The following is a 13,937-nucleotide window of genomic DNA, read 5'->3' as shown; positions in this document are numbered from 1 at the left end:
AGTTAAATTTAGAAATTACGTCCAGACTTGTTATAGCCATATTTTTCAACAAAATGCTCACGGAATTCCAAAAGATTATCATCCATGATAGCCTGACGAACCTGCTTCATGAGGTTGAGCAAGAAGTAAAGGTTATGGTAACTTGTCAAGCGGATACCAAAGGTTTCATCAGCCTTGAGCAAGTGACGAAGATAGGCACGGGTGTAGTTCTTACATGTGTAGCAATCACACTCTGGATCAAGTGGTGTGAAGTCCTCAGCAAACTGGGCATTCTTGACAACCAAACGTCCTTGGCTAGTCATACAAGTACCATTACGAGCGATACGCGTCGGCAAGACACAGTCAAACATATCTACCCCACGAATCACCCCATCAATCAAGCTATCTGGCGCTCCTACTCCCATCAAGTAACGAGGTTTATTTTCAGGAAGCAGTTGGGTCGTAAAGTCCAAAACTGCATTCATCTCCTCATGGGTTTCTCCAACGGCTAGTCCACCGATAGAGTAGCCTGGGAAATCCATGCTGACAAGGTCTTGAGCTGACTGACGACGAAGGTCTTCAAATCCTGCCCCTTGTACAATCCCAAATAAACCTTGGTCATGTGGACGACGGTGAGCTTTCAAGCCACGTTCAGCCCAACGACTGGTACGTTCGATTGATTTTTTTACATAATCATAGGGCTGATAAAACTGAGGACATTCGTCAAAGGACATCATGATATCTGAGCCCAAATTGTTTTGAATAGAAATGGCCTTTTCAGGTGAAAGGAACATCTTAGAACCGTTGAGGTGGTTCTTGAAGGTTACCCCTTCTTCTGTAATATTACGGCTGTCTGCTAGGGAATACACTTGGAATCCACCGCTATCCGTTAAGATTGGTTGGTCCCAATTCATGAACTTGTGAAGACCTCCAGCACGGGCAATGAGTTCATCCCCCGGGCGAAGCCACAAGTGATAAGTGTTAGAAAGGATAATTCCTGACCCCATCTCTTTCAATTCTTCTGGCGACTGAGTCTTGACCGTTGCCTGAGTTCCAACTGGCATAAACATAGGCGTTGGGAAGGTTCCATGGGGTGTGATAATCTCACCCAAACGAGCTCCTGTGTGTTTTTCTTTTTTTATTAATCGATATTTAATTGGCGAATCTGACATTTTTTACCTCCGAAGCTGGGAAAGACAGTCCCAGTTCTTACTTTGTGCCCAGGGGCATACTGTATGATTCTATCAAAAAAAACAGGAACTGTCACGAACTATGGTATAATGAAAGAATGAAGTACCCAAAAATTAATTTAAAAGAAGTTCGCGAGCAGGCTAGACAATTTCAAGCCGAGCACCCTCGCTTGTTGCTTGTCTTTTTATTCCCAAGTATTCTCTTGATTCTGTCTAGCTTTATCAGACCTTTATCCCTACTTGATGAAGGCATTCTTGAACAGTCCTTCTTGAACTTTCTAGGGACCACGATTCAGTCTGCTCTCTTTCCAATAGCTGTTGGATTTACAAGTTCCATCATCCTAGCTGGTGCTCTCTTTACTACGATTAATCTTTACAGAATTTCTGAGATAGAGCTGTCCTTTAAAGATAGTCTGTCCTTACTTGACAACCGCTTCTTTACCCAAACTTTTCTAACGCTCTTACTCAAGCGTTTCTATCTCTTTTTATGGAGCATCCCTAATCTTTTTGGAGTCTACTTGCTCTTTTATAGCAGTGCAATGGCTCGTAAATTTGTGGAACTTCATCCCGAATTTCCATCTGTCGACGTCACCAATCCAGATATCGAACATTTCCTACTTACTTTTGCACTCTACTTCTTTGGTAGCATCCTAATCATGATTTTGGGAACCCTTATCTATCTACCGCAATATTACGCCTATTCCCAAGTTGAACTACTTTTATGTGACACCCTTGCAATCGGAATTGCCAAACCGAGTCGCGTGCTGCATACCAGCCGCTTTCTCATGAAAGGCTATAAATTCCAACGCTTTGTCCTTGATTTACAGCTACTTCCTTGGTATATCCTTATCTGGATTAGCTTTGGAATCGCAAGTATCTCTATCTTCCCTTATATCTATAGTAGCCAAATCTTCTTCTATCAAAGGCTGCTTGAAATCAAGCGGAGAAAAGTTTAAGATCAGTTATTAAAAACCAGCACCTTCATAGAAAGTGCTGGTTATTTTTATTTTAAAAAGAGAATACTCAAAAGAGTTATGATCGCTGGACCACCTTGCTTTAGAATGATTTTTTTATCTGCTGTTAAAGCGCCATAAGTCGCTGCTCCTATGACAAATAAAACAAAGATTGTTACGATTTCTAAGCTATGTGAGAAATAAATCCCATAGATAAGAAATACCCCTATCAAGGCATTATAAATCCCTTGGTTTTTAAACAGTGAGGTGACTGAGGGTCGAGTCAACTCTGCCTTTTCCATATTAAAGACTCGGCTGGTTGCGTCTGATTGGGTTGCGATACTCTCCAAATAAAAGATATAAAAATGTTCGAGGGCAACAATAGTTGCTAAAACAGTAGTAATGATTGACATAGTGTTCTCCTTAAAATTCTATTTTTTCTAAACCTGAGACTAGTTTTGTCAGTATGGTTGTCAGTTCTTTCTGCTCACCAGGCGATAAGATGTTCTCCATCTGTTCCTTCACTCGCAAGTGATGTTTAGGCGGATTAACTAATAGTTGATTCTTGGCTTCTTGGGTTAATTCAACTAAAACTTCTCGCTGATTGATTGGATTGCGCTTGCGACTAACATAGCCCTCTGACTCTAAAACCTTAAAATGACGGGTCAAGGCTGCCTGGTCAATCTGTAACTTCTCTTGAACGGCAGTTTGGTTACAGGGTGACTTTTGCAATAAAAACTGCAGAATTTGATAGCGGGTTAAACTAATTCCCAATTGTTTCTCAAAAAGTTGAGTAATGGTCTGATCTACTAAATGGAGCTGGTACAGTAATTCATTGATTTCTGACATTTCTATTCCCTTGTTAACATTTGATTTGTCAACTATTGACTTATCAAGTATAATACAAGCAGATTAAAAATGCAACTATTTTGCTCACTCCGAAAAAATAGCCTCTTGGTTTTAATCCCAAAAGGCTATGTTTTTTTATATTCTAGATAAAACCCAGCACTAACCTACCAAATCTGCTCGAAGGATTTCTCCCTCTTTATCAATGACGACTTCAATGGCATGGCCTGCAAAAATTTCCTCGCTATCATCATAGTAGAGGGTCAATTCCCCATCTTCGTTGATCGATAGTTCACTCAAGGAAAGTGAGTTGGTAAAATACTCTTCTGTTAACTCCACATCATTTTCATCTGAATCAATCCAGTCTTGAGCTGTTTCCCACAGTTCTTTGACGATATAGTCTTTAATCTTAGCATCTTGAACTTGGAAAGATCCCATAAATTTCTTTAAATCATCAAAAGAACTTGGAGGAAGACTTTCATCTGCACCCGCATCAAACATAGCATGAATCTTACCGCTCTCATAAGTGATGAAGCCTTCAAACCAAGAATAGGCTCTATTTAAGGTGAATTCACCAATATCGTCTTTTATGATGACTGGTTTTTGGTAGGCTTCAATCAAGGTCTCTAACCTAGCATCTGTGGATTGGTCATCTAGGTATTCCAGCAAACGATAGCAGTTGTTAGCTACTTCTGACATATATGGCTCTAGCTCCATAAAGGGGCGTTTTTGACATTTGATCCGATGAATTTTGTAGGGTTCAAAACTAAATCCCCATCGCTTTTCTTCAAATTCCTCAGGAGTCAGGAGCCATTCCAAACGTCCTTCACGTTCAGAGAATTCCTGGGTTGCGACATTGACACTAGCTTTAAAATTTACTGACGGTACCTTGCATCCATCTTTTAAGGAGATTGCTCCACTTACATTTTGGAAGGTAAAAATCAAGAGCTCAACAATTTCTCCGCAAAATTCCTCTTCAAAATCATCTCTTGTTTTCTCAAATGGAGTTTTTAATCGTTTTGTCATCTTTATCATCCTTTCTCTCTATGCTTAAAATCGCTGGTATGGTTTTGTATTCGCTTACATTTTATCATGTTTGATATTTTTTTTCACTTGTAAATACTATTTTTACAAAAAAAGAAGCTACACTTTTAAATGTATAGCTTCTGATTATTCTTAGTTCATAGATACGTGAACGTGGTCATAGTGGTTTTCTGTTACGCTACCACGGTCTGGCATTGGATTCCATGTGTAGGCTGGTCCATATTTGCTATCGAATGGTGCATAGAAACGTTGTTTCCAGATGATGTAGCTGATGCCACGGCTAGCCATATTTTGGATGGCGTAATCTGCAATTTGATCACCGAGTGCTGAACTTACTGGAACCATGAAGTCAATAGCAAGACCTTTTCCGTGATCCCCACTATCTCCTGGACGGTAACCACTAAATGATGTGATACCAAACAAGTTAGCTACTTCTTCTTTAAATGCAGCTGTTTGTGGTTGAAGACCTGCATTTTCAGATTTTGTTGCTGCAATACTTGCATAATCAGGTGCCGCTGGTGCTGCATAAGTTGTTGATGCTCCTTGGCTTGGTTCAGCTTGGTAAGTTTCTGGTGCTGACTGTGCTTCTGTTGTTGCTTCAGTAGTGGCTTGTGTTGTTGTTTCTTCCACTACAGGCGCTGCTGTTACAGCTTCAGTTGTTGCTTCTGTTGTTGGCTCAGCTGTCGTTGTAGTTGTTTCCTCAGTGGCAGGTGCTTCTGTTACTGCCTCTGTTATTGCTTCTGAAGATACTGTTGTTTCTGCTACAGCTTCAGTTGTAGCTTCAGTAGTGACTTCGGTTGTTTCTGTTACAACTTCTGTTTCTTCAACTGGTTGTGTCAAATCTTCGACTTGAACAGTTTGCTCATCTACCGTTACTTGATTCGTTGTTAAATCTGCTGTTGCACTTGCTACATCAGAACCTACTTCTTGAGGTGTATAAACCTCAACCTCTGTTACTTCTTCATTTTCGTTAACAATTGTAGTCAGTACAGTTTCTGGGAAAATCAAATCAATATTCGTGATTTTGTTCAAGTTTGCAAGGACATTTAAGTCAATTCCCAAAGCCTCTGCGATTGTGCTTAGGGTATCTCCATACTTAATTGTATAACTTGTTTTGTTTTCACTTTTAGCAACATCGTTTTGAATTTGCTCAACTGTACGTGGTGACCATACAATTTCTTCTGCTTGAGTTGCCAAGGTAGGGGCAAGTGATAGAGCTACTGTTGATGCTAAAATAATTCGTTTCTTCATACTATTCGAACTCCTTTTCAAATGTAGTACCTTTCTATCATAACACAAAGGAAAAAGAAAAAAAGCCCTTTGGGGGCTATTTAATAAAACTGTCTAAACTCTGTAACAAACCACCTTAATTGAAATAGTTTGTTTGTATTTTGTTACAAATCTGACATACTCTCTTTCATAAAACTTTCAAAAAAAGAGAGAAGGAATATCCTCTAAACTAGTAATCTGATAATTGCAATCCACCGGAGTTTCAAGGAAATTGATACTCTGGATGCCACTATTCTGAGCGAATTCGATATCCAAGGTGCGGTCCCCTATATAATAGGTGCGATCTGGTTTTAAATGATACTTATTGATAAGGTAGGTAGCTGCTTCTGGATTTGGTTTCCGAGCAAAACCACTCTGACTTGTCAAAATTTCTGCGAAATAAGAATCTAGCCCTAAATCCCGTAAAATAGAGAAGGCATTGTCACCTTTGTGGGTGTAGACAAATTGCTGAATTCCTTGCTTGTCCGCCCAGGCTAAAACCTCACGCGCACCGGGCATCAAGACGACCTGAGCATTCTTTTCAGCCAAGCTCTGAGCACGAACTTGATTGAGAAGCCCTAAATCTAGTCCTCTCTCTTCTGCAACTTGCTCCAATAAATCCTGAACAGAATATTTCAAGATAAAAGCTCGAACTTCTTCCTTATTATAGGGAATGGAAAACTGTGCATAGGTTTCCTCAATTCCTGACAAAATAGCTTCATAGGAGTCCAATAAGGTCCCGTCTAAATCCCAGATAAAAGCTGTTCCTTGCATTTCTTATCCTTTCAATGTCATATAAGATTTGTAACGATAGCGGAGGAAAAACCATCGAAAACCATTGTCCAATAAGGTTCCAGCCCAAATACCTGGCAAGCCCCAACCAAGAATAATTCCCATCAGATAGCCTGTTCCGATACGGATACACCACATCCCAATACTTGTCGCATAAAAGGGAAGTCGGGCATTTCCCAAACCTTGCCAGACAGCCGTATAAATGACCGTTCCCGTTGTCATAGGAGTTCCTAAAAGTGAAAAAAGAGTCACTAAAACACTGGCCTCAATAGCCACAGGATCGCTGGTGTAGAGATAGCTTAGTGGTGTCCCGAGAGCATAGATACTAAGCGTCAAGGGCAACATGAGAAAGAAAGACAACCAAAAAGTTTGCTTACTTAGTTTGTCCACCCTTGCCCAATTATTCTCTCCAACCGCTCGAGCTACCTGCATGACTGTTGCTGTAGCAACACCAAAGGCAGGCATGTAATTAAACTGTGTCAAAACTTCACCAATAGCATTTCCCGCGACGGCTTCCGTCCCAAAGGAAACAACCAAGGCAATAATGACGACATCACCAGCCCTCATCATGAGACGTTCTCCAGCAGCAGGTAAAGCCAAGGTCAGCAGGTCTTTATCCAGCCTCAAACTTGGCCTTGCATATGGAAGTTTTAATTGTGACCACAAGATTACAACCCCAACCAAACGAGACAAAATAGTCCCCCAAGCCACCCCAGCTATTCCCATATCAAAAATAAAAATGGCAACACTTGAGAAAAGGATATTTAAAGCATTGGATAAAAAACTAACATATAGCGGAAGTCGAGGATTGTGGGTAGCGCGAATCAAAGCCCCCAAACTAGTCATCAAGCCCAAGAGAACAATTGAACCACCCACCAATGATAGGTAAAGTCCACCGCTCTCAGCTACAGACGCTTCTGTCCCCAAAAGACCAATCATCTCTTGACCTGCAAAGATGGACAAGCCACCTAAAATTAAACTCAATAGCAAGGTTATCTTGAGAGCTTCTGTTACATGGTAGGCTAGTCTAGACTGATCTTTCTGTCCCACACTCTTTGAAATGACACTAGAAATTGCTGCTCCCAAGGCAATAAAAATAGCCTGATAAATGGTGATCATATTTCCAGCTACAGACACACCCGAAATGGCGATCAACCCCAAGTGTGCCACCAAGTAGCTATCTACCATCCCCATGAGCATCTGCAAGAAATTTTCACCCATGGCTGGCAGAGCAATGTTGAGAATATCCTTATTTTTCTTAAACAATCCTTCCTCCTGATGAAAAGAAACTCAGTTAGTTTCCCAACCGAGTTTACTTCCTCTCTTTTAAAGTCCTAGATAAGTTTCTACTGCAGTCTGCATCTCTGCCGCCGCAACCGTTGTCTTGTGACGAACGGGAGCTGTTTCGAGGCCATCAACTGCAGGTGGCACTGCTACTCCTAAAATTTCATGTAGTTGAGCCAAGGCTTCAAAATCGCTCAAACCTGATTGCCCAGTTACAGCTTCTACTGCAACCACTGGGAATTTGTATGGACTAGCAGTTGATGCAATCACGGTCTTAGTCACATCACCTGTAGCAGCTTGGTATTTTTTATAAACAGCTGAGGCAACCGCTGTATGTGGATCCTCAATGTAGGTATCTGTTTGATAAACACGCTTGATTTCTGCTGCTGTTTCCGCTTCAGTCGCATACTCTGCTGCAAAGAGATCCAGAATCTCTGCATCAAAATCTGTCAATTCATACTGACCTTGGTTATTCAAAGCATTCATGAGTTCAGCTGTCTTAACCGCATCATTACCTAAAAGATGGAAAATCAAACGCTCCAAGTTTGAAGAGACCAAGATATCCATAGATGGACTAGTAGTTACCTTAAACTCACGTTTCTTGTCATAGACACGAGTTTTAAAGAAGTCTGTCAAGACATTGTTGTCATTTGAAGCACAGATGAGCTTGCCGACGGGTAGGCCGATTTGTTTAGCGTAGAAAGCAGCCAAGATATTACCGAAGTTTCCTGTCGGTACTGTGAAGTTAACCTTATCACCAGCCTTAATCTCACCAGTTTTAACAAGCTGAGCGTAGGCATACACATAATAGACAATCTGTGGTACCAAACGACCGATATTCATAGAGTTGGCTGATGAAAACTGGAGCTTGTTGGCTGCCAATTTTTCACGAAGAGCCACATCATTGAACATATGTTTCACGTTTGTTTGAGCATCGTCAAAGTTTCCATCGATGGCAATAACATGAGTATTGTCGCCAGTCTGAGTGGTCATTTGCAACTCTTGTACCTTGCTGACACCATCCTTTGGATAAAAGACGATAATCTCAGTACCAGGAACATCCGCGAACCCTGCCATAGCAGCTTTCCCAGTATCACCAGATGTCGCTGTCAAGATGACAATTTTGTTTTCCAAGCCGTGTTTCTTAGCAGCTGTTGTCATAAAGTACGGCAAGATAGACAAGGCCATATCCTTAAAGGCGATGGTTGAGCCGTGGAACAATTCCAAGTTGTATTGGCCATCGAGTTTGACAAGAGGAGCAATTGCTGGTGTATCAAACTTGCTGTCATAGGCATTGGTGATACAGTAGTCCAACTCTTCAGCTGTAAAGTCATCTAAGAAGGCTGACAAGACAAGTTTAGCCACTTCTTGGTAAGAAGCGTCTTTCAATGTGTCAAAATCCAAGTCCACCTTTGGATAGCTCACTGGAGTAAACAAGCCTCCATCTGTTGCCAAGCCTTGCAAAATCGCTTGGCTGGCTGTTACTGTATTGTTCGCATCACGCGTTGATTGATAAACTAATGTCATAAATCTCTATCCTTTATCTATAGTCTCATCCATTATATCATGATTTTTCAGAAAATTCTTCCGTTATGAGAAAATTATACGTCCAATTCTTCTTTCAAAGGCTCTAAATAAGCCATTTCACTCTGACCTCTCACCTCAAGTCCTTGCTCTGCTATCGCTAGTAAGTCTTTAGAGAACTGGACAATACCAGTTTTTTCCTCATTTGTGAGTTTTTTCTTAGAAAACTGTCTTCTCAAAGACTTGTAGTCACGTCCAAATCTCTCAAAGAAAGGTGCTGTTTCTAGGTAAGTTTCAAACTTGTCTAGATTCACCAACAAACCTAGATGAAAGGCTGCTGAAGCAAAGGTGCGGTCCAGCGGTTGCGTACAAACACTACGAAATTCAACCGTCCCTCGTGTTGTTAAGTCCTGAAATTGATAGCTACGGTGAGTTTGGAAGTCCTTCTCTTGAGGAACAAGAAGAGTTTCTTTGCCATTCAGAGTATAGGCAGGAATGTCATCAGTATCCAAATAATCTCTAGCCCGAATCGGAGAAAAATAGTAGGTTTCCCCATCACGTTCTGCTGTAAAAATTGCAGAGCGGTCTAGATAATCAAAGAAATCATCCTCATTTTGAAATAGTTTTGCATTGACACCAACATTTTCTGGATAAATCCCATGCATAGATTCTTCCCAAAAAATATCTCGTGAAATCTTGGTGTCCCAGTCTGCTCCAGAAAACTCAGAATTGGCAAACAGGTAAGCTTTGGCTGCCTCAATCTGGGTGAAAGCATTGATAACACGCAGGTAGTTAGATGTTGAAACATCCAACTGAACTTGACTCCCGCAGATAAAAGCTCCATATTGCGGAAAATCATGCAAATCAGCTCTTTCTTGACGACTTCCCATATGCAGATAATCCATCAGCATCTGGTAGCGTGGATAGGCCACAGGTCGATTGTCATTTTGATCCCAGTTCGGGTGAATCCCCCAACCCTGGATAGCATGGTCCTTTTCTCCTAGTTTTTCTTGGATTACCTTCATATAGGCCTCAAAACGGCCTTCGACCTCTTGGATAGTCTGGGCTCTGCCAAAGGCAAATTCCAAGGTTGTATAAGAAACTTCAAACAAAATCCGATCTTGACTCTTAGGTTCTACAAGTTGAATCGGATTGCCCTCCCAGTCTACCTTTTCAACTTCCATACTGAGAGCATCAACCAAAAAATGCATCAAGTCCTTGCTGACTTCAATATCTGTAGGTTGGCCTTTCGTATGAACGATAGGAAACTCCAACTCAATACCGATATAGAGATCTGGATTTTCTTTGATATTTTTTAAATAGCGGTCTTTTAATAACTGAATTGAAGGGGACATACATACCTCTCACTCTAACTTCTCATACTAGAAAATAAATTACTCTCTATTATACCAAAAACTCCTAGAGATGGATCTTAGAAAATCTGTTTGCAAGCTCGCCCCCCTAGATTTGAGGCCAAACAAGTTCCTATTTATATGAAATTTTATACGAATACGTTAGATATCATTGTTCAAATTTCACAGTCTCATCAACCAGTTAAGCGATTTCATATATTTTTACATAAATCTCCTTGCATTATATTAAATATCGTGATATAATTCACATATAGACAAAAAGAGGGCAGTTCAAATTTGACTTCACTTGAATCACGATTTAAGGCAAGCCCCTTTTCCTCTGCACCTCAACTACTAATCAAGGAGGATAGCTATGAAAGCTGTTGTTGTAAATCCAGAAAGCACTGGTGTTGCTATTGAAGAAAAAGTGCTCCGTCCGCTCGAAACTGGGGAAGCACTTGTTGAAGTTGAGTACTGTGGTGTTTGCCATACAGACCTCCACGTTGCTCATGGTGACTTTGGAAAAGTTCCAGGACGTGTTCTCGGTCACGAAGGGATTGGTATCGTAAAAGAAATCGCTCCTGATGTTAAGAGTCTAAAAGTTGGTGACCGTGTCAGCGTAGCTTGGTTCTTTGAAGGCTGTGGCATGTGTGAATATTGTACAACCGGACGCGAAACCCTTTGCCGTACAGTAAAAAATGCTGGCTACTCAGTTGATGGTGGTATGGCAGAACAATGTATCGTAACTGCAGATTATGCCGTTAAGGTTCCAGAAGGTCTCGATCCAGCCCAAGCTTCTTCAATCACTTGTGCCGGTGTTACTACCTACAAGGCTATCAAAGAAGCAAAAGTTGAGCCAGGCCAATGGGTTGTACTCTATGGTGCCGGAGGACTTGGTAACTTAGCTGTTCAATACGCTAAAAAAGTATTCAACGCTCACGTTATCGCAGTAGATATTAACAACGATAAACTTGCTCTAGCTAAAGAAGTCGGTGCTGACATCGTGATTAATGGTCTTGAAGTCGAAGATGTTCCAGGCCTTATCAAAGAAAAAACAAACGGTGGTGCTCACTCAGCTGTCGTAACAGCTGTATCAAAAGTTGCCTTCAACCAAGCAGTTGACTCTGTTCGTGCAGGTGGTCGTGTAGTAGCTGTCGGACTCCCTTCAGAAATGATGGATCTAAGTATCGTTAAAACAGTTCTTGACGGTATTCAGGTCATCGGTTCCCTTGTTGGTACACGTAAAGATTTAGAAGAAGCTTTCCAATTTGGTGCTGAAGGTCTCGTTGTTCCAATTGTTCAAAAACGGCCTGTCGAAGATGCCATTGCTGTCTTTGATGAAATGGCTGCTGGTACCATCCAAGGTCGCATGGTTCTAGACTTTACTCATTAAGATAGATAATAAAACAAAAAAAGAATCAGGTTTATCACCTGATTCTTTTGGCTCTTTGTCAAATAGTGTTGATGAAGAACCTAATGAAAAAAGAATCCAACAAAAATTGGACTACCTGTCTCCGGTTGAATACCGAAGACGGTAGCCCTAGGGTGTTTTTATTAAATTCTCACTTTTTGGGGTCAGTCCCTAAGCCTGATAGTAGTTTCTTGTTCATACTATTCCCCTTTAGTCATTTACTACTTTGAGTCCTAAACTATTGGCAGCCTCTTCTGCCTTTGATCCCTTAGGTGTATGGATTTCTACATTCTTATTTGAATTTTCTGGGAAGTAAAATAAGTCTGTTATTTCAATTACACTTTCAGGTATTGTGATCGATTTGATTGATGGTGTGTCTGAAAATACCAATTGACCAATTGATTTTGTTCCTTCTGGAAATACAACAGACTCTAGAGAACTTGCTCCTAAAAATGCGTGATCATCAACAGTTTCTAATGATGTTCCTAAATAAATGTACTTCAATGCTTTATCTTGACCAAAAGATGACTCTCCAACATATCTTACTGTATCTGGTAAGACGATTGCTTCACATTTTTCAAGATTTGCCATACCACGCTGTGCAATCGCTATAACAGGTTTACCATTAATGGTTTTTGGTACACGAACAACCTTGTCGTCAGAAGTACAACTATAGATTGCGTATCCTTCTTGCCACTCTTCATATGTGAAGTACTTTTCATCTGTCTCTGGGAAGTCTTTGAAGTTCTTCTCTGTTACTTCAGAGTTATTTGTTGTGGTATTTTTTGTTTCTATTGTAGAAGTACTTGTTGTGGTATTTTGTTTTGACTCCTTAGGTCCGCATCCTACTAAACCTGATAAGAGTACTGCTGCACATAAGCCTGATAATAGTTTCTTGTTCATTATTTCTCCTCCTAATATTTTATGAATATATTAATACCTATATGTTATAAGATGTAGATATTCTTGCTAATATCAAATATTTCTATTTAATCTTCCTATAAATATACGAATGTTAATATATTAATATCTTTAAGTATTTATAACTATAGTTCCTTAATTTTCCCAGTAAAAAACGAAAGGCACCACAAGTTATTTATATGTTTTCTTTAAACGATTCATGTACTTCTGTCGCAACTTCTCGCCCGTCTTTAATTGCGGTTGCGATAGATTGAGGACCTAAATATGCATCACCTGTTATTATTTATTTCTATTGTATTCTGATGTTGACCGAAAGTCAAATTTTTACCTTTCATCTAGAACACTAAAGTCTACTTTTGTTCAATTGCTGCAACGACAAGATCACATGGAATAATATGTTCACTACCTGCCACTTCATGCGTTAATCTTCTTCCACTTTCATCTGATTCACCAAGTTCCATTGTAATAACCTTTACACCAGTTACTTTCCCACTCTCATCACGCAATACTTCTTTAATATTCTCTAAGAAATGGAATGTAACACCTTCATTGTGTGCATCTTTGATTTAATGGATGTTGGCCTTTTTGTATACACTAAAATAGGGTTGGTGGAAAATTTCCATCAACCCTAAAAATTATAGAACCACACAAAACGCTGACCAGAGATGGTCAGGGTTTTGTATTTCAAAAATTATTCTGTAAATTCTATAGTTACTTTTACTTCAGAATCCATTGAAGAAAATATTGTTTTATAATAATTGATTGCAGATTCTTTAATTTCACTCTTAAATTTATCTAAATACTCTGCTTGTTTATCACTAGAAAGTTGGTTTGTGACCAATTTCCCAGTATCAACATCTTCTGTAGTCCCACTTAATAACTCTCCATGACTATCATATAAATCATAAGGATTATCTTTTGAAAGTTCAACACCAATTACTTCCAATTTTGGAACAATAACCTTATATTCTTTTTCGCTTATTTGTTCAACCTTTACACTACTTTTAATTCCAAATTTAGCGTTATAATTTAAAATTACTAATGCTGCTTTTTTAGAGAACGGCACATCAAACCCAAAAACTTGAGTTGTTTTTGTTTCAGAAATAATTTCATTAATTCCCGCATTCAAAAATACAACTTCATTCACTTTTTCAATACTTTCGATATTAATTGACGATTTGACTTCTGATTTATGTTCCTTAGGTAAGAAAAATAGCACTCCAATAGCTATAATAGCTATTAATACCAGATTCAATAGAACACTAAACTTATTAAATTTCTTCTTTAATATAGACAAGATAAAAAAACCTCACTTTAAATAATCTATCTAAATTTTACACATTCTAAAGAAAACAGTCAATATTTTTTCGTA

At 39.6% G+C, this 13,937-nt stretch carries 13 protein-coding genes; 2 read left to right on the top strand and 11 right to left on the bottom strand.

What is annotated here, in order from left to right; genetic code table 11:
* Nucleotides 1-8: 8 nt before the first annotated feature.
* Nucleotides 9-1,151, bottom strand: a complete 1,143-nt coding sequence (tgt, locus tag KJR31_RS06840; RefSeq protein ID WP_016466286.1) for a tRNA guanosine(34) transglycosylase Tgt — start codon at nucleotides 1,149-1,151, stop codon at nucleotides 9-11.
* Nucleotides 1,152-1,267: 116 nt separating this feature from the next.
* On the opposite strand from tgt, the gene KJR31_RS06835 reads away from it, so the two are divergent.
* The gene (locus KJR31_RS06835; protein ID WP_214262673.1) at nucleotides 1,268-2,125 is read left to right on the top strand and encodes a DUF975 family protein; all 858 of its coding nucleotides are present in this window, start codon (nucleotides 1,268-1,270) and stop codon (nucleotides 2,123-2,125) included.
* A 47-nt stretch (nucleotides 2,126-2,172) separates the two neighbouring features.
* Here KJR31_RS06835 and KJR31_RS06830 read toward each other — a convergent pair whose 3' ends face one another.
* The 8 genes from KJR31_RS06830 to KJR31_RS06795 form a co-directional block, all read right to left on the bottom strand.
* On the bottom strand, nucleotides 2,173-2,535 hold the full coding sequence (locus tag KJR31_RS06830; RefSeq protein ID WP_214262672.1) for a DUF1304 domain-containing protein: 363 nt from the start codon (nucleotides 2,533-2,535) through the stop codon (nucleotides 2,173-2,175).
* 10 nt (nucleotides 2,536-2,545) lie between these two features.
* Nucleotides 2,546-2,971 carry a MarR family winged helix-turn-helix transcriptional regulator gene (locus KJR31_RS06825; protein WP_214262671.1) on the bottom strand — a complete coding sequence of 142 codons (426 nt, stop codon included), beginning with the start codon at nucleotides 2,969-2,971 and terminating at the stop codon, nucleotides 2,546-2,548.
* Nucleotides 2,972-3,130: 159 nt separating this feature from the next.
* Nucleotides 3,131-3,994 (bottom strand): DUF2262 domain-containing protein, encoded by an 864-nt coding sequence (locus KJR31_RS06820; protein ID WP_214262670.1) that lies wholly within the window; start codon nucleotides 3,992-3,994, stop codon nucleotides 3,131-3,133.
* Between the two features lie 150 nt (nucleotides 3,995-4,144).
* Entirely contained in the window at nucleotides 4,145-5,263 is a 1,119-nt protein-coding gene (locus KJR31_RS06815; protein ID WP_214262669.1) for a LysM peptidoglycan-binding domain-containing protein, read from the bottom strand.
* 177 nt (nucleotides 5,264-5,440) lie between these two features.
* Complete coding sequence (locus tag KJR31_RS06810) at nucleotides 5,441-6,055, bottom strand: HAD family hydrolase (RefSeq protein ID WP_214262668.1); 615 nt, start codon at nucleotides 6,053-6,055, stop codon at nucleotides 5,441-5,443.
* Nucleotides 6,056-6,058: 3 nt separating this feature from the next.
* A complete protein-coding gene (locus KJR31_RS06805; protein ID WP_214262667.1) occupies nucleotides 6,059-7,339 on the bottom strand; it encodes an MATE family efflux transporter in 1,281 nt (426 codons plus the stop codon).
* 60 nt (nucleotides 7,340-7,399) lie between these two features.
* Nucleotides 7,400-8,884, bottom strand: coding sequence for a threonine synthase (gene thrC / locus KJR31_RS06800; RefSeq protein ID WP_214262666.1), 1,485 nt, complete (start codon nucleotides 8,882-8,884; stop codon nucleotides 7,400-7,402).
* Nucleotides 8,885-8,958: 74 nt separating this feature from the next.
* Nucleotides 8,959-10,236 carry a gamma-glutamylcysteine synthetase gene (locus KJR31_RS06795; RefSeq protein ID WP_214262665.1) on the bottom strand — a complete coding sequence of 426 codons (1,278 nt, stop codon included), beginning with the start codon at nucleotides 10,234-10,236 and terminating at the stop codon, nucleotides 8,959-8,961.
* 370 nt (nucleotides 10,237-10,606) lie between these two features.
* Between KJR31_RS06795 and adhP the strand changes: the two genes are divergently transcribed.
* Nucleotides 10,607-11,626: an alcohol dehydrogenase AdhP gene (gene adhP / locus KJR31_RS06790; RefSeq protein WP_214262664.1), complete on the top strand. Its 1,020-nt coding sequence runs from the start codon at nucleotides 10,607-10,609 to the stop codon at nucleotides 11,624-11,626.
* 228 nt (nucleotides 11,627-11,854) lie between these two features.
* Here adhP and KJR31_RS06785 read toward each other — a convergent pair whose 3' ends face one another.
* Together KJR31_RS06785 and KJR31_RS06775 are read right to left on the bottom strand one after the other, a co-directional pair.
* Nucleotides 11,855-12,547 carry a leucine-rich repeat domain-containing protein gene (locus KJR31_RS06785; RefSeq protein WP_214262663.1) on the bottom strand — a complete coding sequence of 231 codons (693 nt, stop codon included), beginning with the start codon at nucleotides 12,545-12,547 and terminating at the stop codon, nucleotides 11,855-11,857.
* Between the two features lie 709 nt (nucleotides 12,548-13,256).
* A complete protein-coding gene (locus KJR31_RS06775) occupies nucleotides 13,257-13,820 on the bottom strand; it encodes a DUF4230 domain-containing protein (protein ID WP_250319701.1) in 564 nt (187 codons plus the stop codon).
* Nucleotides 13,821-13,937 lie beyond the last annotated feature (117 nt).

Origin of the sequence: Streptococcus infantis, from assembly GCF_018499575.1 — a bacterium.
Classification (GTDB): Bacteria; Bacillota; Bacilli; order Lactobacillales; family Streptococcaceae; genus Streptococcus; species Streptococcus infantis_K.
Note: the sequence above shows the minus strand (reverse complement) of the source record. Positions and strands in the feature narration are given on the sequence as shown.